Source organism: Pseudomonas sp. F-14 TE3623, assembly GCF_053629015.1.
In genome coordinates, this window is the sequence record NZ_JBRJHM010000001.1 from 2,559,814 (window position 1) to 2,584,335 (window position 24,522).

Genomic DNA, 24,522 nt, shown 5'->3' on the forward strand with positions numbered 1-24,522 from the left:
ATGACGTCCGCAATCTTTATCCCCGAACTCGGCCACCTGGCCATGATCCTCGCGCTGTGCTTCGCGCTGGTTCAAGCCGTGGTGCCGTTGCTCGGTGCCTGGCGTGGCGACCGTTTGTGGATGAGCCTGGCCCAGCCGGCCGCATGGGGACAGTTCGCGTTTCTGCTATTCGCTTTCGGTTGCCTGACTTACGCGTTCATGGCGGATGATTTCTCCGTTGCTTACGTGGCCAGCAACTCCAACAGCGCCTTGCCGTGGTACTACAAATTCAGCGCCGTCTGGGGCGCTCATGAAGGTTCGTTGCTGCTGTGGGCACTGATCCTCGGCGGCTGGACCTTCGCGGTGTCGGTGTTCTCCCGACAATTGCCGCAAGTGATGCTGGCTCGCGTATTGGCAGTGATGGGCATGATCAGCACCGGCTTCCTGCTGTTCCTGATCCTGACGTCCAACCCGTTCGCCCGAATCCTGCCGCAGATGCCGACGGATGGGCGCGACCTCAATCCACTGCTGCAAGACATCGGCCTGATCGTTCACCCGCCGATGCTGTACATGGGCTATGTCGGTTTCTCTGTGGCGTTTGCTTTCGCCATTGCCGCGCTGCTGGGCGGTCGTCTCGACGCGGCGTGGGCGCGCTGGTCGCGTCCGTGGACCATCGTGGCCTGGGCTTTCCTCGGTATCGGTATTACGTTGGGCTCCTGGTGGGCCTACTACGAACTCGGCTGGGGTGGCTGGTGGTTCTGGGACCCGGTCGAAAACGCATCCTTCATGCCTTGGCTGGTGGGCACGGCGCTGATTCACTCGTTGGCGGTCACGGAAAAACGTGGGGTGTTCAAGAGCTGGACGGTGCTGCTGGCCATCGCCGCGTTTTCGTTGAGTTTGCTCGGGACCTTCCTTGTGCGTTCCGGCGTGCTGACCTCGGTTCACGCCTTTGCGTCCGACCCCGAGCGCGGTGTGTTCATCCTGATCTTCCTGCTGTTTGTGGTCGGTGGTTCGCTGACGCTGTTCGCTCTGCGCGCTCCGGTGGTCAAGAGCCATGTTGGTTTCAACCTCTGGTCCCGGGAAACCCTGCTGCTGGGCAATAACCTGGTGCTGGTGGTGGCCGCTTCGATGATCCTGCTCGGCACCTTGTATCCATTGATTCTCGATGCGATGACTGGCGCCAAGCTGTCGGTCGGCCCGCCGTACTTCAACGCGCTGTTCATTCCATTGATGGCGTTGCTGATGGTGGTGATGGCGGTCGGCATGCTGGTGCGCTGGAAAGACACCCCGGTCAAATGGCTGATGAGCATGTTGACCCCGGTGTTGCTCGGCAGCGCTGCGCTGGCCATCGTGGCGGGCGTCGCTTACGGCGATTTCAATTGGGCAGTTCTGGCGACATTCATGCTGGCTGCCTGGGTGTTGCTGGCCGGTGTGCGGGATATCTTCGACAAGACTCGCCACAAGGGCCTGATCAAAGGTCTGCCTACCCTGACTCGCAGCTATTGGGGCATGCAAGTCGCGCATTTGGGCATTGCCGTGTGCGCGCTGGGTGTCGTGTTGTCGAGCCAGAACAGTGCCGAGCGTGATCTGCGCCTGGCGCCGGGTGAATCCATGAGCCTGGCCGGCTACCAATTTGTGTTCGAAGGCGCCAAGCACTTCGAAGGGCCGAATTTCACCTCCGACAAGGGCACCGTGCGGGTGATCCGCGACGGCAAGGAAGTCAGCGTGCTGCACCCGGAAAAACGCCTGTACACCGTGCAAAATTCGGTGATGACCGAAGCCGGGATCGACGCCGGTTTCACCCGTGACCTTTACGTCGCATTGGGCGAACCGTTGGGCGAGGGCGCGTGGGCGGTCCGCGTGCACGTCAAACCGTTCGTGCGCTGGATCTGGTTTGGTGGGTTGCTTACGGGGCTCGGCGGGCTGCTGGCGGCGCTTGATCGCCGTTATCGGGTCAAGGTGAAAAGCCGCGTGCGTGAAGCGCTCGGCATGACGGGAGCCACGGCATGAGACGTTGGTTGATGCTGTTGCCACTGGCGATTTTTCTGGTGGTTGCTGTTTTTCTGTATCGGGGTCTGTACCTGGACCCGGCCGAGCTGCCTTCGGCGATGATCAACAAACCGTTCCCGGAGTTTTCGTTGCCTTCGGTGCAGGGTGACAAAACCCTGACCAAAGCGGACCTTCTGGGTAAACCGGCATTGGTCAACGTCTGGGGCACCTGGTGCATTTCCTGCCGGGTCGAGCACCCGGTGCTGAACAAACTGGCCGGGCAGGGCGTGGTGATCTACGGCGTCAACTACAAGGACGTCAACACCGATGCCTTGAAGTGGCTGGCCGAGTTCCACAACCCGTATCAACTGGACATCCGTGACGATGCCGGCACCCTGGGCCTGAACCTTGGCGTGTACGGCGCACCGGAAACCTTCTTCATCGACGCCAAGGGCATCATCCGCGACAAATTCGTCGGCGTGATCGACGAGCAAGTCTGGCGCGAAAAACTGGCGGCCAAGTATCAGGCGCTGGTCGACGAGGCCAAACCATGAAGCGCTGGATCGCCGCCGCCGTGCTGGGTTTGAGCATGGCCGGTGTGGCCCACGCGGCCATCGACACCTACGAGTTCGCCAAAGAAGGCGACCGTGAGCGCTTTCGCGAGCTGACCAAAGAGCTGCGTTGCCCCAAGTGCCAGAATCAGGACATCGCCGATTCCAACGCACCGATCGCCGCCGACCTGCGCAAAGAGATTTTTCGCATGCTTGGCGAGGGCAAGGACAACCAGCAGATCATCGATTTCATGGTCGACCGCTACGGTGACTTCGTCCGCTACAAACCTGCCCTGAACGCCAAAACTGCACTGCTCTGGTTCGGCCCCGCCGGCCTGTTGCTGGGCGGTTTTGTGATCATCGCCGTGATCGTCCGCCGTCGTCGCGTGCAACGCACTGACAGCCCGGACACGCTTTCTGCCGAGGAGCGCGAGCGCCTCGACCACCTGTTGGATAAAACCAAGAATGATTGATTTCTGGCTCGCTGCAGGTCTGCTGCTCCTGGTTGCCCTGAGTTTTCTGCTGATTCCCGTTCTGCGTGGTCGTCGTGCCCAGCTTGAAGAGGACCGCACGGCACTGAACGTCGCGCTTTATCAGGAGCGCGTGGCTGAGTTGCAGACTCAGCAGGAAGAGGGCGTGCTCAACGCCGAACAAATGGACACCGGCCGCGCCGAAGCTGCTCGTGAACTGCTCGCCGACACCGAAGGCGTCGAGGCGCCGCGCGTGTCGCGTCTGGGCAAACCATTGCCCTTGCTGGCGGCGATTCTGGTACCGGTGCTGGGCCTTGGGCTGTACCTGCATTTCGGCGCCAGCGACAAAGTCGAGCTGACCCGCGAGTTCGCCCAGGCGCCGCAGTCGATGGAAGAGATGACCCGTCGCCTGGAGCGTGCGGTCGCCGCCCAACCGGACTCGGCCGAGGGCCTGTACTTCCTCGGCCGCACCTACATGGCTCAGGACCGTCCGGCTGATGCAGCGAAGATCTTCGAACGCACCGTGACCCTGGCCGGTCGTCAGCCGGAACTGCTCGGGCAATGGGCCCAGGCGCAATATTTCGCCGACGGCAAGAAGTGGTCGGACAAGGTTCAGGCCCTGACCGACGAAGCGCTGAAAGCTGATCCGAAAGAAGTCACCAGCCTCGGTCTGCTGGGCATCGCGGCCTTCGAAGGCGAGCGTTACCAAGACGCCATCGACTACTGGAATCGCCTGCTGGCGCAACTGCCGCCGGATGATAAATCCCGCGTCGCGCTGCAAGGTGGCATTACTCGCGCCGCCGAGAAACTCGAAGCCAGTGGTGGCAAGGTTGCCCAGGCGCCTGCGGCCAAAGCTGCAGCACTGCTCAAAGTGCAGGTCGATCTGGCGCCAGAGCTCAAAGCCAAGGTCCAACCGGGTGACAGCGTGTTCATTTTCGCCCGCGCCATTTCCGGCCCGCCCGCGCCGCTGGCCGCCAAGCGTCTGACTGTCGCCGACTTGCCGGCAACCGTCGAACTGGGTGATGCCGACGCCATGATGCCGCAGTTGAAACTGTCGAACTTCCCTGAAGTCCAACTGGTTGCGCGCATCTCCCGCGCTGGCCAACCGACTGCCGGCGAATGGATCGGTCGCAGCCAACCCTTGGCCACCAGCACCACCGCGCAACAAAAACTAATCATCGACAGTCCGGATAAATAACAGGAAACGCCACAATGACCGCCATCGCTCGTATCACTCTCCTCAGCATGGTTTTGGGGTTAAGCGCTTGTGCGGTCCAGCAGCCCGAGCCCACACGACTGCCGCCGATCCCGCCTTCGGGGCCAAGCACCAAACCGCCCCCGCCGACGGTACCGAGTAAACCAAGCACTCCGGTCAAACCGTCAAAACCCGTGCCGCGCACCTCCGCCAGCTTCGCCCCGCCACCGGGGGGCAACAGCCATTGGGACGCGAAACTCGGTGTTTACGTTCTCGATGATCAGACCAACACCTTCTACCGCCAGCGCACCTACTACCGCTGGAACAACGGCTGGAGCCGTTCGATCAGCCCGAACGGGCCGTGGGAAGAGACGAACATCAATGGCGTGCCGGGTGGGTTGGGACGGCAATTCGGGCAGTGAATGGAAACGGCGATCTGAGGATCGCCGTTTTGCTTTTTAGGGTTTGTGAGAGGCGATTAAAGAATCGCCCGATAATTGGTCAACGCCTTGCTCGACTGAATCAGGTCTTGGCGAAAGAGCAGATCAAGATAGGTACCGACATCCATTGGCGGCATCTTTAGCTGTTTGCGTTGCCGTTGTGCTGCCGCGACAACCGCTGCCGGGTCCAGGTCAAAGAGGTTATCGACGAACTCGTCAGGATGCTGGGCCTCGATGCCAAAAGGTCCGAGTGTTTCATCGGGAAAGTCTTTCTGATTAAAAGTCACAATGACACTGGCGTTGCAGCGTATGGCGGCAGCCAGAACATGCCGGTCATCGATGTCGGGCAATGTGAGCCCTTCGATCAGCTTTTCGTAACCGGATACGCAAGCATCGGGTATGGCCTGATCCATCAAGTCGGACGTGCGATCCAATTGCTCTGTTGTCAGGTCCGGACGGTTTTTCAACAGATTGCGCTTCCATTCGTTGTGTATCTCCAGTGACCATCGCGCCCGAAAACGTCCTGAGAGTGCTAGCCACATCAGAAAGTCTCTCAGGGGAGCTGGGTACAAAACACATGCGTCATATACAGCGGTAAAGGGGAGTGCCTCACTCCTATCCTGTCCTTAACGCTTGTGCTTGCTCGGCGAGAAGCGTCATTGCTTGCTCGCTGGCGGTGTCGCGCCGGTTTTTATAATCCATCAAATCGGCAAAGCGCACACGTCGGTGCTTGCCGGTTTTGTGGTAGGACAACTCGCCGGACTCCAGCAGTTTGATCAGGTGCGGGCGTGAGACATTGAGTAAGTCCGCCGCTTCCTGGGTGGTCAGTTCCGCATGAACCGGGACGACCTTTACCGCATTGCCTTCTGCCAATGCAGCGAGGATGTCGACCAGCAATCGAAGGGCTGAAGTGGGCAGTTCGACGCTGTGAGCTTCATTCTGTTCGTCGAAAATCTGGATGCATTGGGTTTCGAATTGAGTCGCGAGATAGGCCGCGAGGGCGCGCTGGCCTTCGATAGCGGCCTGAACTTCGCGCGCCATGGGCAGGTTGATCGGTGGGTGGATGATTAAGGACATGATGAAATTTCAACATTCTGAGTAGCGATGCTGAAAGGCTATTCGAATCAAACGAAAATCGCAATAAACGAAAAAAGAGCTTGTTTAAGGCTCTTTTAACAGCAAGGCCTGGACGTAATCCAGAGCCTTTGTAGGTCCGATCAAAATCACACCCTGTAAAACAACCGAGCGTCGCTATCCGGTTTTTTGTGCTTGAGTAAAAGTAACTCCAGGGTTATTTTTGTTTGAGCCGGAGCAAGGAGGCTGATGGTGCAGAGCAGGTTATTGATCAAGGAACTGATAGAGGCGGGCTGGGCACTGGAACGGGTCACCGGCAGTCATCACATCTTCACTCACCGTTACAACCCTTACACGATACCCGTCCCTCATCCGAAGAAGGATTTGCCGGTCGGGACGGTTAAAAGCATCAGGAGGCGAGCCGGGCTTTATTGCCCGGGAGCCAGTTTGGCAGGAGATCCATAATGCAATACCCAATCTGTATCGAGTGGGGCGACGAGAACACCGCCATCGGTATTCAGATCCCCGATATCCCAGGTGCCGTAACGGCCGGGGATACGTTTGAAGATGCTTACAACGCGGCGGTCGAAATTGCCCACATCATGCTGCAGGAGCTCATGGCAGGCGGGGAGTCAATTCCGATGCCGACCTCAGCGGCTGCGCACCGCGAGAATCCGGAATTTGCCGACATGGGGTGGGGGATGCTGGAACTCGACATCTCGCCGTATCTGGGCAAGACCGAGAAGGTCAATGTGACGCTGCCTGGCTACGTGATCCAGCGCATTGACCGCTATGTGCGAGAGCACAATGTCAAAAGCCGCTCCTCTTTTCTCGCGGATGCGGCGATGGAGAAACTGGTTCGGCCTTGAGTGGCATCAGTCGAATCGCCTTCGCGGGCAAGCCTCACACCTACATGTCTTGCATTACCCCTGTAGGAGCGAGCGGTGCGGCGATCCGACTTGCCCGCGAAGCTTTTAGCGTCCTAAGCCGTCGCCAACGAACGCCTCTGCGAAACACTCAAAAACCGCAACAACGCCAACAACGGAAACGCACTACCCACAATCACGATCCACAACCAGCCACCATGCTCATACACCGCGCTGGCCACCGAAGAACCAAACGCACCGCCGATGAAGATGCTGGTCATGTACAGCGCATTCAGACGGCCGCGGCTTTTAGCGTCGAGGGTGTAGACCGCGCGTTGGCCGAGGACCATGTTCATTTGCACGCAGAAATCCAGCACTACCCCTGTCACGGCCAGGCCGATAACGCTGTAGACCGGGTGGATGAAGGCGGGCAGGAAGCTCAGGCTGGCGAATAGCAGGGCCAGCAGCGAGGCGATGCGGGTATGGCCGGCATCGGCCAGTCGACCGGCGATGGGTGCGGCAATCGCGCCGATGGCGCCGACCAGGGCGAAGATCGCGATCTGGGTTTGCGACAAGCCATGATTACGCGACAGTTCCAGCGGTACTGCAGTCCAGAACAGACTGAAGGTGGCGAACATGCAGGCTTGATAAAACGCCCGTTGACGCAACACCGGCTGCTGACGCAACAGCGTCCAGAGCGAACCCAACAACTGGCCATAAGAAGCACTGTGATCAGGCTGGCGCTTGGGGATGGTCAGGGCCAGCACGATGCTGATGGCCGCCATCAATACCGCAGCGATGACGAACATCGCACGCCAGCCGAAGTGGTCGGCTATTACGCTGGACACCGGTCGAGCCAGCAGAATCCCCAGCAGTAAACCACCCATGATGCCGCCGACCACGCGGCCGCGTGATTCTTCCGGCGCCAGGTGGGCGGCCAGTGGAATCAGGATTTGCACCGACACCGAGCTGAACCCCACCAGCAACGAGATCAACAGAAACACATTCGGCTGATCGGTGAACGCGGCGCCCAGCAGACTGGCAATCGCCACCACGGTGGTGATGATCATCAAGCGGCGGTTTTCCAGCAGATCACCCAACGGCACCAGGAAGAACAGACCCAGCGCATAACCAATCTGCGTCAGCGAAACGATCAGGCTGGCCATGGTGTCGGTCAGGCCGATGTCCGGCGCGATCAGGCCGATGATCGGCTGGGCGTAGTAGATGTTGGCCACGATGGCGCCGCAGCAGAAGGCGAAGAGCAGCACCATGCCTCGGGTCATTGTCGCGGCACCGAGGGGCACCTGAGTCGTTGGATTCATAACGGGTCTCGTTGAACAAGAAGGAATGCGCAGAGGCTAATAGGCTGGCTAGAGCGGCGGAAGAGGGAATAGGGTGATAGTCATCATGCCTCTGAAGAATGATTGAGAGAGGCTGTTCATTTGGACCTTTGAATCGTCGGTCGCGATCGTCGCGTCCGATGATACATTCACTAACATCTTGTTCGATAGCGTGCTTATGTTCTCTCTTAACGCTTCATAAACCGGAAGGCACTTTCATGAATGCGATGTTCCGTCATCTGATCCGAGGCGCTTCAGCAGTCACCTTGATCACTGTGTTCGCGACAACCTTGGCTCAGGCCCAGGACGCGCCGGGTATGCGCATCGGTGTACGCGGCGAGATTACCGGTATCAGCGCCGACATTCTGAAAGTCCACGTCAACAGCGGCGAAGACGTGGTGATCAACCTGACCAAGGACACCAAAGTCCGCGCCGTTACCGTGGCCAACATCGAAGACATCAAACCCGGCAGCTACATCGGCTCGGCTGCCGTGCCGCAGGAAGATGGCGCTCTCAAGGCCCTGGAAGTGCACGTGTTCCCACCGGAACTGGCCGGCAGCGGTGACGGTCATCGGCCCTTTGATCTGGTCAAGGGCAGCAGCATGACCAACGGCAGCGTCGGCGATCTGGTGGTCAGCAACGGCCGGGTTCTGACCGTCAACTACAAGGGCGGCCAGCAGAAAATTCTGGTGCCGGAGGATGTGCCGATCGTGAATCTGGTGCCGGGGGATCGGAGCTTGCTGAAGGTGGGCGTGAAGATCGTAACGTTCGTCACCCAAAGCGCCGACGGGACACTCACTGCCCAATCGGTTGCAGCGGGCAAGGACGGCATAACCCCGCCAATGTAACGGCATGACGCAACCCCCTCGCCACACAAGCATGCACCTACAAAAAAGGCGACCATTGCAGGTCGCCTTTTCGTTTGGCTCAGGAATTACTGACCGCTGTAAATCTGATCAAAAACCCCACCATCATTGAAGTGGGTCTTCTGCACCGTGCGCCAGTCACCAAAGGTCTTCTCCACCGAAAGGAAATCCACTTTCGGGAAGCGATCGGTGTACTTGGCCAATACCGCAGGATCACGGGGACGCAGGTAGTTGGCAGCCGCAATTTCCTGACCTTCAGGCGACCACAGGTACTTCAAATATTCCTCAGCGGCAGCGCGAGTGCCTTTTTTCTCGACCACTTTGTCGACCACAGACACTGGTGGCTCGGCCTCAGCGGAAACACTCGGGTAAATCACTTCAAACTGATCACGACCAAACTCACGCGCAATCATTTCCGCCTCGTTTTCGAAGGTCACCAGCACGTCGCCGATCTGGTTGGTCATGAACGTGGTGGTGGCTGCACGGCCGCCGGTATCCAGCACCGGTGCTTGTTTGAACAGTTTGCCGACGAAGGATTTTGCCGTGCTTTCGTCACCGCCATTTTTCAGCACGTAGCCCCAGGCCGAGAGGTAGGTGTAGCGGCCGTTGCCCGAGGTTTTCGGATTGGGGACGATCACTTGCACGCCGTCCTTGAGCAGGTCCGGCCAGTCTTTCAGGGCTTTCGGGTTGCCTTTGCGCACGATGAACACGGTGGCCGACGTGAATGGCGCGCTGTTGTTTGGCAGGCGCGTGACCCAGTTGTCCGGGACCAGTTTGCCGTTGTCCGCCAGGGCGTTGATGTCAGTGGCCATGTTCATGGTGATGACGTCAGCCGGCAGGCCATCGATCACTGAACGCGCCTGTTTGCTGGAACCGCCGAAGGACATCTGCAGCGTGATGTTTTCGTTGTGCTCGGCTTGCCAGTGTTTCTGGAAGGCAGCGTTGTAGTCCTTGTAGAAATCTCGCATCACGTCGTAGGAAACGTTAAGCAGGGTCGGTGCAGCCTGAGCCATGCTACCCAAGGCCAGGCCAGCGGCCAGAAGTGAGGCGCCAAAGAGTTTTTTCACTGCGCATTCCTTGTTTTATCAAACATGTTCTATGGAAAGTGTTGGCAATTTGCCAGCGACTATAGCCGGGCTCGCATAGTCCTTTAAAGATTAAAAAGCACTTTGCTTATTCCAGTTTCTTGAACAGCGCATTGCCGCAACGGGAGCAAAATGCTGCGCCGTGTTCGTGACTGTTTTTCTGGCAGGTCGGGCAATCGTGTTGCAATTGTTCACCGCGCATGGCGTTGGCCAATTCCGCGGTAAAGATCCCTGTTGGCACGGCGATGATCGAGTAACCGGTGATCATCACCAGCGATGAAACCACCTGACCCAACGGCGTCCTGGGCACGATGTCGCCAAAACCCACGGTAGTCAGCGTGACGATGGCCCAATAGATGCCTTTGGGGATGCTGGTGAAGCCGTGTTCCGGGCCTTCGATCACGTACATCAGAGTGCCGAACACCGTCACCAGGGTGCTGACGCTGAGCAGAAACACCACGATCTTCTGCTTGCTGCCGCGCAGAGCCGTCATCAAATAGTTGGCTTGCTTCAGATACGGGCTGAGTTTGAGCACGCGGAAAATCCGCAGCATCCGAATGATCCGGATGATCAGCAGGTACTGCGCATCGCTGTAATACAGCGCGAGAATGCCAGGCACGATCGCCAGCAAATCCACCAGCCCATAGAAGCTGAACGCGTAGCGCAGCGGCTTGGGCGAGCAGTACAGGCGCAGGCCGTACTCGATGGCGAAAACGACGGTGAAGCCCCACTCGATGTACGCCAGTATGTCGGCGTAGTTCTGGTGAACGCTGTCGATACTGTCCAGAATCACGATCACCAGGCTGGCGAGGATGATCAACAGCAGAATGCTGTCGAAGCGCCGGCCGGCCGGGGTATCGGATTGGAAGATGATGACGTAAAGCTCTTCACGCCAGTTTTTACTGCTGTCCATGGAAAACGCCTGAATCGAGAATCAGCGAAGCCTAGGTCGATTCTCCCCGGTAGCGCAAGGCGCGCTGTCTATGGCGGCCTGACGCAGCACCCGAATGCCTGCGCGAATCAGCCAGCAGGCGAGGATGAAAGGCGCGGTCAACATGGCCAGGCCGAGTGCGGCGAACCCCGGTGTGAGTAACACCGCCAGCAGGATTCCCAACAATGGCAGCCAAGGTTGGCGACGATTTTGGCTGAAGGCGAGGGCGGCGAGCACGGCGTTGTAGCCGCTCAAACCCTGCAGGGCGGTTAATGTTTCGTGATGCAGAAGGGCGAATCCAAGGCCGGCAACGGAGCCGAGCAGAGCCCACAGGAAGGCACGACGGTCAGCGATCATCAAACCCGTGGCAATCAGAGCTCCAGCCAGCGGATGACCGAGAAACAGCACCTGACCGAGCCCTTTCAATGACGCGGCGAGCAAGTTGAGTGTGGTCATTTCGATCAGCAGCGCGGGTTGCTGGGGAGCGGCAAACGACAGTAGCAACCAGCTCATCCCGACGAAGGGCGCAGTATAGGCGGGAAGGCAATGATGATCGCGCGAACGCTTGAGCCATTGCTGGGTGAGCATCGCGCTCAGGCCCCCAGCGGCAATGATCAGCGGTGGCAACAGCGCTGACCATGGGAAATAAAGGCTCAGCAGCAGACCGAGCAGAATACCGTTGTAGCTGAACAGCCCGGCCTGACGATCAGCCTTGGTGTACCCGCGACGTTGCGCGGTGAGCAACCCGGCAACCCCTCCCAGCAACGCACCGCCGAGCAAGGCCGGCGCGCTGAATAGAATCGCCAACAGAAACAGCAGACCGCACAGCGGATGGCGCTGGAGAAAGATTTGGCTGAAGCCATTGAGCAGGGCAGTGGCCCAGTCGGGGCAGTGGGTGTTGAAGTGGTTGGCAGGCATGATGGGGTCTGTGTGTCTGGGGGACCGAGTCGCCTGCTTCGCGAGCAAGCCCGCTCCCACATTGGTCTTGTGTCGAACACAGATTAAATGTGGGAGCGGGCTTGCTCGCGAAGAGGCCGGTACAGGCGCTAAATCAACGTCTCAATGCGCAACGAATTGGTCGACCCCGGCTGCCCGAACGGCACTCCCGCCGTGATCAACAACGTATCCCCCCGCTGAGCCATGCCCTGTGCCTGGGCAATCTCCAGCGCCGTCGAGCACACTTCATCCACCTGGCGCAGCCGATCATTGACCACCGAATGCACGCCCCACGCCACCGTCAAACGCCGCGCGGTTTGCAAGTTCGGTGTCAGGTTGAGGATCGGCACCGTCGGCCGTTCCCGCGCCGCCCGTAGACTCGACGTGCCGGATTCGCTGTAGTTAACCAACACCGCCACCGGCAACACGTTGCTGATGCGGCGGATGGCGCAGCTGATCGCGTCCGACACCGTGGCCTCGGCTTTCGGTCGGCTCACGTCGAGTTGGGTCTGATAGTCCGGGCCGTTTTCCACCTGACGGATGATCTTGCTCATCATCTGCACGGCTTCCAGCGGGTACTCACCGGACGCGGTTTCCGCCGACAGCATCACCGCGTCCGCACCTTCGGCCACCGCGTTAGCGACGTCAGTGACTTCGGCGCGGGTCGGGGCCGGGGAGAAGCGCATCGACTCCAGCATCTGCGTCGCCACCACCACCGGTTTGCCGAGTTGGCGGCAGGTGCTGATGATGTTTTTCTGAATCTGCGGCACGCTTTCGGCCGGGACTTCCACGCCCAAGTCACCGCGAGCGACCATGATCGCATCGCTCAATTCGGCGATTTCCCGCAGTTGAGTCACTGCCGATGGCTTCTCGATCTTCGCCATCAAATACGCCTTGTCGCCGATCAGTGCGCGGGCTTCGCGGATGTCTTCCGGGCGTTGCACGAACGACAGCGCGACCCAATCCACACCCAGCTCCAGACCGAAGCTCAAATCGCGACGATCCTTGGCGGTCAACGGGCTCAGGTCCAGCACCGCTTGCGGCACGTTGACGCCTTTGCGATCCGACAGCTCGCCGCCATTGAGCGCCGTGGTGTCGATGGCGTCGGCGTACTTGGTCACCACCCGCAGGCGCAGCTTGCCGTCGTCCAGCAGCAGGTCCATGCCTGGCTCCAGCGCTGCGATGATTTCCGGGTGAGGCAGGTTGACCCGGCGCTCATCGCCCGGCGTCGAGTCCAGGTCCAGACGCAAGGCCTGACCGCGATGCAGCTGCACTTTGCCCTCGGCGAATTTGCCGACCCGCAGTTTCGGGCCTTGCAGGTCCATCAGAATCCCCAGCGGGTAATTCAGCTGACGCTCGACTTCACGAATCCATTGATAGCGCTGTGCATGGTCGGCGTGATCGCCGTGGCTGAAGTTCAGGCGAAAGATATTGACTCCGGCCTGTACCAGCTCACGGATGTCGTCGATTCCGTTGGTGGCCGGGCCAAGGGTGGCGAGGATTTTGACCTTCTTATCAGGCGTCATGTTTAGGGCTCTCGAGAATCAGGATGGCGCGGAAGTCGTTGACGTTGGTGCGGGTCGGCTCGGTGACGATCAGTGCATCCAGCGCGGCGAAATAGCCGTAGCCATTGTTGTTGTCCAGTTCATCGCTGGCGCTCAGGCCTAGGGCGGCGGCGCGGGCGTAGCTGTCCGGGGTCATGATGGCGCCAGCGTTGTCTTCCGAGCCGTCGATACCGTCGGTGTCACCCGCCAAGGCGTAGACGCCGGGCAGGCCTTTGAGGCTGTCGGTGAGACTCAGCAGGAATTCGGCGTTGCGCCCGCCACGGCCATTGCCGCGCACGGTGACGGTGGTTTCGCCGCCGGACAGAATCACGCACGGCGCTGCCAGCGGCTGGCCGTGCTGGACGATCTGCCGGGCAATGCCGGCGTGGACTTTCGCCACGTCTCGGGATTCACCTTCCAGGTCGCCGAGAATCAACGGACTGAAGCCAGCCTGACGGGCTTTCACCGCTGCCGCTTCCAGCGATTGCTGTGGGCGGGCGATCAATTGGAAATGACTACGGGCCAGGCTCGGATCGCCGGGTTTGACCGTTTCCGATTCCGGGCTTTGCAGCCAGTTGCGCACCGAGACCGGGACTTCGATGCCATAACGCTTGAGGATCGCCAGCGCTTCGGCCGAGGTGCTGGGGTCGGCCACAGTGGGGCCGGACGCGATGACCGTGGCGAGGTCGCCCGGTACATCGGAAATCGCATAGGTATAAACCGTGGCCGGCCAGCAGGCTTTGCCCAGACGACCGCCCTTGATTGCCGAGAGGTGCTTGCGCACGCAATTCATCTCGCCGATGGTCGCACCGGATTTGAGCAGGGCTTTGTTGATCGATTGTTTGTCGGCGAGGGTGATGCCGGCGGCGGGCAAGGCGAGGAGGGCAGAGCCTCCGCCCGAGAGCAGGAAGATCACGCGGTCGTCTTCGCTGAGGTCGCTGACCAGTTCCAGCACCCGTTTCGCGACAGCCAAACCAGCAGCATCCGGCACCGGGTGCGCGGCTTCGACCACTTCGATTTTTTCGCACGGGGCGCCGTGGCCGTAACGGGTCACCACAAGACCCGACACTTCGCCGTGCCAGCAGCGCTCGACCACCTGGGCCATGGCGGCTGCGGCTTTACCGGCGCCGATGACGATCACCCGACCGCTGCGATCTTTGGGTAAATGGGCTTCGAGGACGTGCTGCGGATGGGCCGCGTCGATGGCTGTGGCAAACAGCTCGCGCAGCAGTTGTTGCGGATCGACCGACATGGCGGGCTCCCGGAATTCTTGTTATTGGAGGGCGACTCGGTTCCCTGTGGGAGCGAGCCTGCTCGCGATTCAGGCGCCGCAGTATGTCAGGTGCATCGCGGCGATTTCATCGCGAGCAGGCTCGCTCCCACAGGTTTTTGCGCAAGGCTTTATTTATCGCGAATCGAGAAATTCGCCATGTGTTCCAGGCCCTTGATCAGCGCCGAGTGGTCCCAGTTGCTGCCGCCGATAGCCGCGCAGGTGCTGAACACTTGCTGGGTATTGGCGGTGTTCGGAAGGTTGATGCCCAGTTCGCGAGCGCCGGCCAGGGCCAGGTTCAGGTCCTTCTGGTGCAGGCTGATGCGGAAGCCCGGGTCGAAGGTGCCCTTGATCATGCGTTCGCCGTGAACTTCAAGGATCTTCGATGATGCGAAACCGCCCATCAGCGCTTCACGCACCTTGGCCGGATCGGCACCGTTTTTCGAGGCGAACAGCAGCGCTTCGGCCACGGCCTGGATGTTCAGCGCGACGATGATCTGGTTCGCCACTTTCGCGGTTTGACCGTCGCCGTTGCCACCGACCAGGGTGATGTTCTTGCCCATGGCTTGGAACAGTGGCAGGGCGCGTTCGAACGCATCGGCATCGCCACCGACCATGATGCTCAGGGTCGCGGCTTTGGCGCCGACTTCACCGCCGGACACTGGTGCGTCGAGGTATTGAGCGCCTTTCTCGTTGATCTTGGCAGCGAAGGCTTTGGTGGCGGTCGGCGAGATCGAGCTCATGTCGATCACGACTTTGCCCTTGCTCACGCCCGCTGCAACGCCGTCGGCGCGGAACAGCACGTCATCGACCTGCGGGGTATCCGGAACCATGACGATGATGAACTCGGCTTCCTGGGCCACTTCTTTCGGGTTCGCCAGCGCGATGGCACCAGCGGCGACCAGATCGGCAGGGGCTGGGTCGTGGTGTGCCGACAGGAACAGGCTGTGACCGGCTTTCTGCAGGTTCAACGCCATTGGGTGGCCCATGATGCCGGTGCCGATAAATCCGATTTTAGCCATGAGAAAATCCTCTTGTTTTTGTGTGGCTCCCGGCTCTGGACCGATGAGCTCTTTGTGGCGAGGGGGCTTGCCCCCGTTGGGGCGCGAAGCGACCCCAAATGTTTTTTCGCGGTGAGTCAGGTAGAACGCATGTGCCGGTTTTTACGACTGCTTCGCAGCCGAACGGGGGCAAGCCCCCTCACCACACAAGCCCGCTCCCACAGGTGTCAGATCAAATCGCGTTATGGGTTTTCAACCAGCCCAGACCCGCTTCAGTGGTGGTCAGCGGCTTGTATTCACAGCCAACCCAACCCTGATAACCGATGCGGTCCAGGTGTTCGAACAGGAAGCGGTAATTGATTTCACCAGTGCCCGGTTCGTTGCGCCCTGGGTTGTCGGCCAACTGGATGTGGTTGATCTCGCCCAGGTGCGCGGCCATGGTCCGGGCCAGGTCGCCCTCCATGATTTGCATGTGATAGATGTCGTATTGCAGGAACAGGTTGGCGCTGCCGACCTGCTCGCGAATCGACAGGGCTTGCGCCGTGTTGTTCAGGTAGAAGCCCGGGATGTCACGGGTGTTGATCGCTTCCATTACCAGTTTGATGCCCACCGCTTGCAGCTTGTCGGCCGCGTACTTGAGGTTGGCGACAAAGGTCTTTTCCACGGTGGCATCGTCGACGCCTTGTGGACGAATACCGGCCAGGCAGTTGATCTGGGTATTGCCCAGCACTTTGGCGTAAGCGATGGCCAGATCGACACCGGCGCGGAATTCTTCGACCCGATCCGGCAAGCACGCGATACCGCGCTCGCCCTTGGCCCAGTCACCGGCTGGCAGATTGAACAGCACTTGGGTCAAGCCATTGGCATCGAGCTTGGCTTTGATTTCGGCGGAGCTGAAATCGTAGGGGAACAGGTATTCGACACCACTGAAGCCGGCCTTGGCGGCAGCGTCGAAACGGGCAAGAAAATCCTGTTCGGTGAACAGCATGGACAGGTTGGCTGCGAAACGCGGCATGGTGGTCTCCCGTATATGTGTGAGGTCCCTTGTGGGAGCGAGCCCTGCTCGCGAAAGCGGTATGTCAGCCAACATCTTTGTTGGATGTGAAGCCGCCTTCGCGAGCAGGCTCGCTCCCACAGTGGGAACGGTCAGCAGTTAATCGAGCAGCGAAATCGCCGTTGGCGCATCGTTGCCGACCAGCGCCAGGTCTTCGAATTCGTTGACGGCGTTGATCTCGGTGCCCATGGAAATGTTGGTCACGCGCTCCAGAATGATCTCGACGATCACCGGCACTTTGAACTCCTCGATCAGTTCCTGAGCCTTGCGCAGGGCAGGCTGGATCTGATCCGGTTCAAATACCCGCAGCGCCTTGCAACCCAGGCCTTCGGCGACAGCGACGTGGTCGACACCGTAACCGTTGAGTTCCGGAGCGTTGAGGTTGTCGAAGGACAGCTGCACGCAGTAGTCCATGTCGAAACCGCGCTGAGCCTGACGGATCAGCCCCAGGTACGAGTTGTTCACGACAACGTGGATGTACGGCAGCTTGAACTGCGCGCCCACCGCCAGTTCTTCGATCATGAACTGGAAGTCGTAGTCGCCCGAGAGCGCCACCACTTTGCGGGTCGGATCAGCCTTGACCACACCGAGTGCTGCCGGAATGGTCCAGCCCAGCGGGCCGGCCTGACCGCAATTGATCCAGTGACGCGGTTTGTAGACGTGCAGGAACTGCGCGCCGGCAATCTGCGACAAACCGATAGTGCTGACGTAGCAGGTGTCCTTGCCGAACACCTGGTTCATCTCTTCGTAAACCCGTTGCGGCTTGACCGGCACGTTGTCGAAGTGAGTCTTGCGCTGCAGGCTGGCTTTGCGTTGCTGGCAGTCTTGCAGCCAGGCGCTGCGGTTTTTCAGCTTGCCGGCGGCTTGCCATTCGCGAGCGACTTCGATGAACACGGTCAACGCGGCAGCGGCGTCGGATACGATGCCCAGGTCCGGGGTGAACACGCGGCCGATCTGGGTCGGTTCAATGTCGACGTGAATGAACTTGCGGCCTTCGGTGTAAACGTCGACCGAACCGGTGTGACGGTTAGCCCAACGGTTACCGACGCCCAGCACCACGTCCGACTTCAACATCGTGGCGTTGCCGTAACGGTGCGAGGTTTGCAGGCCGACCATGCCAACCATCAGCGGGTGATCGTCCGGGATGGTGCCCCAGCCCATCAGGGTCGGGATCACTGGAATACCGGTCAGCTCAGCGAACTCCACCAGCAACTCGCTGGCGTCGGCATTGATGATGCCGCCACCGGCGACCAGCAATGGACGTTCAGCCTGATCGAGCATGGCCAGGGCCTTCTCGATTTGCACGCGGTTAGCGGTCGGCTTGGCCAGCGGCAGCGGTTCATAGGCGTCGATGTCGAATTCGATTTCAGCCATCTGCACGTCGAACGGCAAGTCGATCAGCACCGGGCCTGGACGGCCGGAGCGCATTTCATAGAAGGCTTTCTGGAACGCGTAAGGCACCTGGCCCGGTTCCATAACGGTGGTCGACCACTTGGTGACCGGCTTGACTATGCTGGTGATATCGACGGCCTGGAAGTCTTCCTTGTGCATCCGGGCCCGCGGGGCCTGGCCGGTGATGCACAGGATCGGGATCGAGTCGGCCGAGGCGCTGTAGAGCCCGGTGACCATGTCGGTACCGGCCGGGCCGGAGGTGCCGATGCACACGCCGATGTTGCCGGCCTTGGTGCGGGTGTAGCCCTCGGCCATGTGCGAGGCGCCTTCAACGTGGCGAGCGAGGACGTGATCGATGCCACCGACCTTCTGCAAGGCGGAGTACAGCGGGTTGATCGCGGCTCCGGGGATGCCAAAAGCGGTATCAACCCCTTCACGGCGCATCACCAGAACGGCGGCTTCGATTGCTCTCATTTTGCTCATTGTTTTGTGCCTCTTACGTTTTGTAATTGTATACAAGTGGCTTTGCGCAGAGTGTATTCACGGCGGACGGCGCAGGTCAATCCATTTTCTCAAGCAGCTGTTTCATTCGTCGGAAGCCCGAAGGACTGTGGCTTTTCGTCGCATGTGGCGCTTTTGGAAAATTATTGTATACAAAAAAATAATTCATTGTGTTCTATTTGTTGCATCGGATTGCGCAACAGAAAGCAATCCAACGGCTTTCCCAATAACAAAATGAGGACGGCACCATGAGCGCTTTAACCTTGAACGTCGCAGTCAATCTGGCCACTCAGGCCCTCTCCGCAGGTCGTGCAATCTCTGCCGCGCCCTTGACCGTTGCCGTGCTGGACGCCGGTGGGCACTTGATAACGCTGCAACGCGAAGACGGCGCGAGCCTGCTGCGCCCGCAGATCGCCATCGGCAAGGCTTGGGGCGCAATCGCCCTGGGCAAAGGCTCACGCCTGCTGGCCCAGGACGCCCAGCAACGCCCGGCTTTCTTCGCCGCGCTGAATAGCCTGGGGCAAGGCAGCGTCGTCCCGGTACCGGGCGGCGTGTTGATTCGGGATCAGGATGGGAGTGTGTTGGGGGCGGTGGGCATCAGCGGTGATTTGTCTGATGTTGATGAGCAGTGTGCGATCAGGGCGATCGAGGCGCAGGGGTTGAGGGCGGATGCGGGGGTGACCGCTTGATTATTCGGTGACTGATCTACCGCTTTCGCGAGCAAGCCCGCTCCCACACTGATCGTCGGTAGACACAAATTGTGTGAACACCGCAGATCAACGGTGGGAGCGGGCTTGCTCGCGAAGGCGATGTTCCAGACACATCCAGCTAAAAGTCTGCCCCACTATCCGGTATTCGCTGATCTAGCCTTTTCATGATTTCATCCATGAAGGGGCAAAGGAATGCCTGAACTGTCAGCATCACATCGCCTGCGCATTGGTCGCTATGCAGAGCAAAACCGCATCTACCTACTGACGGCCAATACCCTTGGGCGGGAGCCTGTTTTCAAGGATTACACCTTGGGCAGGATGGTCGTACATCAATTCAAGCAAGCACAGAGCGAGGGTTTTGCCGATTCATTGGCCTGGGTTGTCATGCCCGATCATTTTCATTGGCTTGTTCAATTGCAAAAGGGATCGCTGGGGCAGTTGATGTGCCAGGCGAAATCCTTGAGCACTCGATCAATCAATTCGGCGAGTGGACGGACAGGCAGTCTTTGGCAGCAGAGTTTTCATGATCATGCGCTGCGGCAAGAGGAGAGTTTGGTAAGAGTGGCACGGTATGTCGTTGCCAACCCATTGCGGGCGGGGCTGGTTGAGAAGTTGGGTGACTATCCGTTGTGGGATGCCATTTGGGTTTGATAGGGAACCGAGTTGCCCCATTCGCGAGCAAGCCCGCTCCCACAGTTGATCTCGGTTGTTCACCGATTTTGTGTACGCAGTAGATCCAATGTGGGAGCGGGCTTGCTCGCGAAGGCCGCACCGCGGTCTACCGGTCCAGCTCACACCCCTTAAGCACCAACCGGATAATCGTCTGCGCCGCCGCTTCATAGTCGGCCTCATCCAGTTTGGGTTTACCGGTAACCGCAGAGATCTGCCAGTCGAAGTCGGCGTAGGTCTGGGTGGCGGCCCAGATGCTGAACATCAGGTGGTTGGGGTCGATCGGGGCGATCTGGCCGCGGTCGATCCAGGTCTGGATGCAGTCGATGTTGTGCCTGGCCTGGCCGTTGAGCTGCTCGACCAGGTCGGGGCTCAGGTGCGGGGCGCCGTGCATGATTTCGCTGGCGAACACCTTGGAGGCGAAGGGCAGGTCACGGGAGATGCGGATTTTCGAGCGAATGTAGCCGCTCAGTACTTCGCTGGGCACGCCGTCGGCGTTGAACGGCGTCGAGGCCTGCAGGATCGGCTCGATAATGCTTTCCAGGACCTCGCGGTAGAGATTTTCCTTGGATTTGAAGTAGTAGTAGACGTTAGGCTTGGGCAGCCCGGCCTTGGCCGCGATGTCACTGGTTTTGGTCGCAGCGAAGCCCTTGTCGGCAAATTCTTCACTGGCGGCACGCAGGATCAGTTCTTTGTTGCGCTCGCGGATGGTGCTCATAAACCAAGGAGTTCCTTGCCTGTTCTGGCGGTTGCGCATGGTAGCACCGGCCTCGCGCGGCGCTCAAGAATGCCCCGTCTGGCCTCGGGTCGCGCTATGCTGCGCACCATTCATTCAAGAAGGAAACCTGATTCATGGCAGGAAGCAGTTTGCTGGTGCTGATCGACGACATCGCCACCGTACTGGACGATGTGGCGTTGATGACCAAAATGGCCGCGAAGAAAACCGCCGGCGTGCTTGGCGACGATCTGGCGCTCAACGCCCAGCAGGTTTCCGGCGTGCGTGCCGAGCGGGAAATCCCTGTGGTGTGGGCGGTTGCCAAGGGCTCGTTCCTCAACAAGCTGATCCTGGTGCCGTCGGCGTTGGCCATCAGTGCGTTCATTCCGTGGCTGGTCACGCCGTTGTTGATGGTCGGTGGCGCTTACCTGTGCTTCGAAGGTTTCGAGAAACTCGCGCACAAATTCCTGCACAGCAAAGCTGAAGATCAGGCTGAACACGCAGAACTGGTCGAGGCTGTGGCCAACCCGGCGGTCGATCTGGTGGCGTTCGAGAAGGACAAGATCAAAGGTGCGATCCGTACCGACTTCATCCTCTCGGCGGAAATTATCGCCATCACCCTGGGCACCGTGGCAGACGCTTCGCTGACCCAGCAAGTGATCGTGCTCTCGGGCATCGCCATCGTCATGACCATCGGCGTATACGGCCTGGTGGCCGGCATCGTCAAACTCGACGACCTCGGTCAGTGGCTGGCGCTGAAGCCCGGCCAGATGGCCAAAAGCATCGGCGGCGGGATTCTGCGTGCGGCGCCGTACATGATGAAAAGCCTGTCGGTGATTGGCACCGCGGCGATGTTTTTGGTCGGCGGCGGGATTCTGACCCACGGCGTGCCGGTGATTCATCACTGGATCGAGAGTGTCAGCGCGGGTGCTGGTGGGGCCGGGTTTATCGTGCCGACATTGCTGAACGCGGTGGCCGGGATTGTGGCGGGTGCGGCGGTGTTGGTTGGGGTGATGGCTGTCAGCAAGGTTTGGAAAACGGTAAAGGCCTGAACCTGTGGGAGCGAGCCTGCTCGCGATAGCGGTCTAGCAGGTCAACATTGATGGTGAATGTGATGACCTCATCGCGAGCAGGCTCGCTCCCACAGTTGATTGGTGGTGTTTGAGACGCCGCACATAAAAAAGGCCATTCGACGCAAATCGAATGGCCTTTTTTGTTGCCGTCGGAATTACTCGGCAACCTGCAGCTTGCGCGACTCGGTGTACACGTAACGCACTTTTTCATATTCGAACGGCGTATTCAGCTGACCATAGCGGAAGCTGTTCTGATAGCGCTTATCGACGGCGCGCAGTGCCCAGACTTCCGGGTGGTTGGAGCTGACTTCGGCCACGTTCAGGAAGTTGATCGCCGATTCGCCGGTGTAATCCACCACCAGGCCTGCGGTGTCACGCAGGTTCGACGGGCCGAGGATCGGCAGCACGAAGTAGGCGCCGCCTGGTACGCCGTAGAAGCCCAATGTCTGACCAAAGTCTTCGCTCTGGCGCGGCAGCCCCATGGAGGTGGCTGGATCCCACAGACCGGCGACACCGATGGTGGTGTTGAGCAGCAGGCGCGCGGTGGTTTCCATCGAGCGCTGACCCTTGAATTGCAGCAGGCTGTTCACCAGGTTCGGTACATCGCCGACGTTGTTGAAGAAGTTACTGACGCCGGTGCGCAGGAAACTTGGGGTGATGTAGCGATAGCCATTGACCACGGGCAGGAACACCCATTGGTCGAAACGGTAGTTGAAGTGGTAGACGCGGCGGTTCCACTCTTCCAGCGGGTCGTAGACGTTCAGCGCGTTGAGCGTCGAGCGTTCGAACTCGCGCTGATCCAGCCCCGGGTTGAACTTGAGTTTGCTCAGCGGTTCCTTGAAGCCGTCACTATCGACCACCACAGGTGCATTGGCTTTGCTGTTGTCGGCGTTGGCCACGCCTGCACAGAGTAACGCTGCGATCAGCAGGGGGTATTTAGCCACGGAAAAACTCCAGCATTGCGTCACTGTTGACGCGATAGTTGAGGTTGCCGCAATGGCCGCCCAATGGATAAACAGTCAAACGGTCGCCGAAGGTCCGGCGTAGAAACCCCAGGTCGCCAGGGCCGAGGATCACATCATCGGCATTGTGCATGACGGCGATTTTCGGACTGTCATGCAGATAATCCTTGAGTGCATACAGGCTGACCTGATCGATCAGTTGCAGCAGGCTGCCGCCATCGGTGCGGGCGCGCCACATCGGAATGACCTGTTCGGTCAGGTAGCAGTCGAAGTCGCATTGCAGCGCACGTTTGAGGAACGGCGTGAGGGTGGTGCCTTCGGTGATCGGGTATTTCGGTGGTGTGATCAGGCCACGGCGGTTGATCAGGTCTGAGGTGAAGGCGATGTCGGCCGCCGAGAAACGGAACGAAGTGCCGATCAGCATGGCCATCTGCTCGTTGCTCAAGTGCTGCTTGGACTGCTGGAAGTCATAGAGCAGGGCATCGTTGAGGTCGATGTAGCCTTTCTGCTGGAAGTAGCGGGTCAGTTTGTCCAGCACCAGCTCATAGAAGGTGGTGCTGTTGTTGATGCCTTTCACCTCTGTTTGTACCAGCTTGTCCAGGTTGGTGATCGAGGTGTAAAGGTTGACCGGCGGGTTGAGCAGCAAGACTTTCTTGAAATTGAAGCTGCGACGGGTTTCATCCAGGTGCGCCACAAAGGCCGCATCCAGGGCGCCGAGGCTGTAGCCACTCAGGTAATAGTCGGTGACCGGCAGTTTCGGGTTTTGCGCCCGCACGGCCTGCATCACCCGGTACATGTCTTCGGCATCTTCCTTGGTCACGCCGGGGGTGGCGAAACGCGAAGCGGCGGTCATGAAGTCGAAGCTGGTCGGCGACGACAGCTGCACCACGTGATAGCCGGCCTTGTAGTAGAGCTTTTTCAGATACTCATTGAGGGTGCTGTCATAGCGTGCACCGGTGCCGGAGATCAGGAAGATCAACGGTGCCGCTTGATCTTGTGTGGCGATGCGGTAGGTGAGTTTCTTTACCGGCCAGAAGTTGTCCGGCAGGCTGAATTCACGCTCCGGGCGCAATGTGACGCTGCGATCCTCCTGATTGATGTCGTCGTCCAGCGGCAATTCCGGGCGTAACTCCGGCGGTGTCGTGGCGATGGTCGCCTCGAACGGGTTGGTCAGGGGGTAGCCGTAACTGGCGGCATCAATGTCGGCCGCCAGTGCGGACGCACTTAAAAACAAGCCGCCAAACAGGGCGGCGCAGCGCAAGGAACGGAGCATGACTAGATCCCTTAGAGGAAGGTGCCGGATGAAGTTCGCAGGCTATGACCACAGGAATTGCGCCAAAGTGCCATGATGGGCACCAATCAGGCCTGATTTCGGAGCAACGGTAGCGGAACGATACACTTTGCAGCTATTTCATGAACAGTTATCTGTTGATGTCACTTGCTTACCGCGGGCGGGGGATTAAGCTGGCCGCCGATTTCGTTTATTGGAGTGTTGCATGTCCCGCCGTCTGCCCGTGATCCTGTTGCTCGTTCTTCTGCCGTTATGGCTGGCCGCCAGTTATGGCGCGCGTTATGGCTTCATGGAGGACGCTCAATGGGTCGGCATTTGCGTTGATGAGGCCAGTCGTTGGGAATGCCAGATTCGTTCGAACCTGGGCCTGATGATTCATTTCAAGGTGCTGGGCTGGACGGCATTGGCCGCAGCCGTTATCGGTTTTGTGCTGCCGGGGCGAGCGGGGTGGTGGTTGGCGGTGCTGGCGCTGGTATTCGGGTTTCCGGCGCTGGCGTTGTACAACACGACATTGGCGGTGTTTGCGGTGGTGATTGCTGCTTTGCGTCTGGTCCGGGCTTCTCGCAGCGCCTGATAGTCAGCCTTCGCGAGCAAGCCCGCTCCCACAGTTGACCGCAT

25 protein-coding genes and 1 pseudogene are annotated in these 24,522 nt (G+C 59.5%); 12 read left to right on the forward strand and 14 right to left on the reverse strand.

The features are described 5' to 3' along the window. From AB7M29_RS11660 to AB7M29_RS11680, 5 genes are read left to right on the forward strand one after another with little or no spacing between them, the layout of a single operon-like run. On the forward strand, window positions 1-1,989 hold the full coding sequence (locus tag AB7M29_RS11660; protein ID WP_454246889.1) for a heme lyase CcmF/NrfE family subunit: 1,989 nt from the start codon (window positions 1-3) through the stop codon (window positions 1,987-1,989). Continuing rightward, complete coding sequence (locus tag AB7M29_RS11665) at window positions 1,986-2,522, forward strand: DsbE family thiol:disulfide interchange protein (protein WP_052966781.1); 537 nt, start codon at window positions 1,986-1,988, stop codon at window positions 2,520-2,522. Before AB7M29_RS11660 ends, AB7M29_RS11665 begins: the two co-directional genes overlap by 4 nt. Then, complete coding sequence (locus AB7M29_RS11670; RefSeq protein ID WP_007894247.1) at window positions 2,519-2,992, forward strand: cytochrome c-type biogenesis protein; 474 nt, start codon at window positions 2,519-2,521, stop codon at window positions 2,990-2,992. The genes AB7M29_RS11665 and AB7M29_RS11670 overlap by 4 nt, the downstream gene beginning before the upstream one ends. Then, a complete protein-coding gene (ccmI, locus tag AB7M29_RS11675) occupies window positions 2,985-4,187 on the forward strand; it encodes a c-type cytochrome biogenesis protein CcmI (protein WP_454246890.1) in 1,203 nt (400 codons plus the stop codon). The genes AB7M29_RS11670 and ccmI overlap by 8 nt, the downstream gene beginning before the upstream one ends. Window positions 4,188-4,201: 14 nt before the next feature. Continuing rightward, complete coding sequence (locus tag AB7M29_RS11680; RefSeq protein ID WP_217858093.1) at window positions 4,202-4,606, forward strand: hypothetical protein; 405 nt, start codon at window positions 4,202-4,204, stop codon at window positions 4,604-4,606. Window positions 4,607-4,662: 56 nt separating this feature from the next. Here AB7M29_RS11680 and AB7M29_RS11685 read toward each other — a convergent pair. After that, window positions 4,663-5,226 (reverse strand): annotated as a pseudogene (locus tag AB7M29_RS11685) (PIN domain-containing protein); the annotation flags it as partial. A 13-nt stretch (window positions 5,227-5,239) separates the two neighbouring features. Continuing rightward, window positions 5,240-5,701 (reverse strand): helix-turn-helix domain-containing protein, encoded by a 462-nt coding sequence (locus tag AB7M29_RS11690; protein ID WP_217858091.1) that lies wholly within the window; start codon window positions 5,699-5,701, stop codon window positions 5,240-5,242. A gap of 249 nt (window positions 5,702-5,950) precedes the next feature. Between AB7M29_RS11690 and AB7M29_RS11695 the strand changes: the two genes are divergently transcribed. Beyond that, window positions 5,951-6,163, forward strand: a complete 213-nt coding sequence (locus AB7M29_RS11695; protein ID WP_217858090.1) for a type II toxin-antitoxin system HicA family toxin — start codon at window positions 5,951-5,953, stop codon at window positions 6,161-6,163. Continuing rightward, window positions 6,163-6,567, forward strand: a complete 405-nt coding sequence (locus AB7M29_RS11700; RefSeq protein WP_217858089.1) for a type II toxin-antitoxin system HicB family antitoxin — start codon at window positions 6,163-6,165, stop codon at window positions 6,565-6,567. The genes AB7M29_RS11695 and AB7M29_RS11700 overlap by 1 nt, the downstream gene beginning before the upstream one ends. 113 nt (window positions 6,568-6,680) lie before the next feature. Here the strand turns inward: AB7M29_RS11700 and AB7M29_RS11705 are convergent, their stop codons facing one another. After that, the gene (locus tag AB7M29_RS11705; RefSeq protein ID WP_217858088.1) at window positions 6,681-7,886 is read right to left on the reverse strand and encodes an MFS transporter; all 1,206 of its coding nucleotides are present in this window, start codon (window positions 7,884-7,886) and stop codon (window positions 6,681-6,683) included. 236 nt (window positions 7,887-8,122) lie between these two features. On the opposite strand from AB7M29_RS11705, the gene AB7M29_RS11710 reads away from it, so the two are divergent. Beyond that, a complete protein-coding gene (locus tag AB7M29_RS11710) occupies window positions 8,123-8,752 on the forward strand; it encodes a hypothetical protein (protein ID WP_454246891.1) in 630 nt (209 codons plus the stop codon). Window positions 8,753-8,838: 86 nt separating this feature from the next. Here the strand turns inward: AB7M29_RS11710 and AB7M29_RS11715 are convergent, their stop codons facing one another. The 8 genes from AB7M29_RS11715 to gcl all read right to left on the reverse strand — a co-directional run bounded on the left by AB7M29_RS11715 (window position 8,839) and on the right by gcl (window position 18,466). Then, window positions 8,839-9,837, reverse strand: a complete 999-nt coding sequence (locus AB7M29_RS11715) for a sulfate ABC transporter substrate-binding protein (RefSeq protein ID WP_217858086.1) — start codon at window positions 9,835-9,837, stop codon at window positions 8,839-8,841. A 106-nt stretch (window positions 9,838-9,943) separates the two neighbouring features. Then, window positions 9,944-10,768, reverse strand: a complete 825-nt coding sequence (locus AB7M29_RS11720; RefSeq protein WP_123360178.1) for an ion transporter — start codon at window positions 10,766-10,768, stop codon at window positions 9,944-9,946. Window positions 10,769-10,789: 21 nt separating this feature from the next. Continuing rightward, entirely contained in the window at window positions 10,790-11,704 is a 915-nt protein-coding gene (locus AB7M29_RS11725) for an urea transporter (protein WP_454246892.1), read from the reverse strand. 128 nt (window positions 11,705-11,832) lie between these two features. After that, window positions 11,833-13,248 (reverse strand): pyruvate kinase, encoded by a 1,416-nt coding sequence (pyk, locus tag AB7M29_RS11730; RefSeq protein WP_454246893.1) that lies wholly within the window; start codon window positions 13,246-13,248, stop codon window positions 11,833-11,835. After that, on the reverse strand, window positions 13,238-14,518 hold the full coding sequence (locus AB7M29_RS11735; RefSeq protein ID WP_454246894.1) for a glycerate kinase type-2 family protein: 1,281 nt from the start codon (window positions 14,516-14,518) through the stop codon (window positions 13,238-13,240). The genes pyk and AB7M29_RS11735 overlap by 11 nt, the downstream gene beginning before the upstream one ends. 149 nt (window positions 14,519-14,667) lie before the next feature. Continuing rightward, the gene (locus tag AB7M29_RS11740; RefSeq protein WP_007894261.1) at window positions 14,668-15,558 is read right to left on the reverse strand and encodes a 2-hydroxy-3-oxopropionate reductase; all 891 of its coding nucleotides are present in this window, start codon (window positions 15,556-15,558) and stop codon (window positions 14,668-14,670) included. A gap of 211 nt (window positions 15,559-15,769) precedes the next feature. Continuing rightward, window positions 15,770-16,552: a hydroxypyruvate isomerase gene (gene hyi, locus AB7M29_RS11745; RefSeq protein ID WP_008014978.1), complete on the reverse strand. Its 783-nt coding sequence runs from the start codon at window positions 16,550-16,552 to the stop codon at window positions 15,770-15,772. A gap of 138 nt (window positions 16,553-16,690) precedes the next feature. Beyond that, a complete protein-coding gene (gcl, locus tag AB7M29_RS11750; RefSeq protein ID WP_008014981.1) occupies window positions 16,691-18,466 on the reverse strand; it encodes a glyoxylate carboligase in 1,776 nt (591 codons plus the stop codon). Window positions 18,467-18,732: 266 nt separating this feature from the next. On the opposite strand from gcl, the gene AB7M29_RS11755 reads away from it, so the two are divergent. Then, complete coding sequence (locus tag AB7M29_RS11755; RefSeq protein WP_217858082.1) at window positions 18,733-19,173, forward strand: GlcG/HbpS family heme-binding protein; 441 nt, start codon at window positions 18,733-18,735, stop codon at window positions 19,171-19,173. A gap of 213 nt (window positions 19,174-19,386) precedes the next feature. After that, window positions 19,387-19,845: an REP-associated tyrosine transposase gene (locus tag AB7M29_RS11760; protein ID WP_038979664.1), complete on the forward strand. Its 459-nt coding sequence runs from the start codon at window positions 19,387-19,389 to the stop codon at window positions 19,843-19,845. A 127-nt stretch (window positions 19,846-19,972) separates the two neighbouring features. Here the strand turns inward: AB7M29_RS11760 and AB7M29_RS11765 are convergent, their stop codons facing one another. Then, window positions 19,973-20,581, reverse strand: a complete 609-nt coding sequence (locus AB7M29_RS11765) for a TetR/AcrR family transcriptional regulator (protein WP_454246895.1) — start codon at window positions 20,579-20,581, stop codon at window positions 19,973-19,975. A gap of 134 nt (window positions 20,582-20,715) precedes the next feature. Between AB7M29_RS11765 and AB7M29_RS11770 the strand changes: the two genes are divergently transcribed. Beyond that, window positions 20,716-21,630, forward strand: coding sequence for a DUF808 domain-containing protein (locus tag AB7M29_RS11770; protein WP_217858080.1), 915 nt, complete (start codon window positions 20,716-20,718; stop codon window positions 21,628-21,630). 176 nt (window positions 21,631-21,806) lie between these two features. On the opposite strand, the gene AB7M29_RS11775 is transcribed toward AB7M29_RS11770, so the two are convergent. Both AB7M29_RS11775 and AB7M29_RS11780 read right to left on the reverse strand, forming a co-directional pair. Next, window positions 21,807-22,595, reverse strand: coding sequence for an MlaA family lipoprotein (locus AB7M29_RS11775; RefSeq protein WP_123720733.1), 789 nt, complete (start codon window positions 22,593-22,595; stop codon window positions 21,807-21,809). Continuing rightward, window positions 22,588-23,886 (reverse strand): serine/threonine protein kinase, encoded by a 1,299-nt coding sequence (locus AB7M29_RS11780; protein WP_123720734.1) that lies wholly within the window; start codon window positions 23,884-23,886, stop codon window positions 22,588-22,590. The genes AB7M29_RS11775 and AB7M29_RS11780 overlap by 8 nt, the downstream gene beginning before the upstream one ends. Window positions 23,887-24,109: 223 nt before the next feature. On the opposite strand from AB7M29_RS11780, the gene AB7M29_RS11785 reads away from it, so the two are divergent. After that, window positions 24,110-24,478 carry a hypothetical protein gene (locus AB7M29_RS11785; RefSeq protein ID WP_217858078.1) on the forward strand — a complete coding sequence of 123 codons (369 nt, stop codon included), beginning with the start codon at window positions 24,110-24,112 and terminating at the stop codon, window positions 24,476-24,478. The last annotated feature ends 44 nt before the right edge of the window (window positions 24,479-24,522 follow it).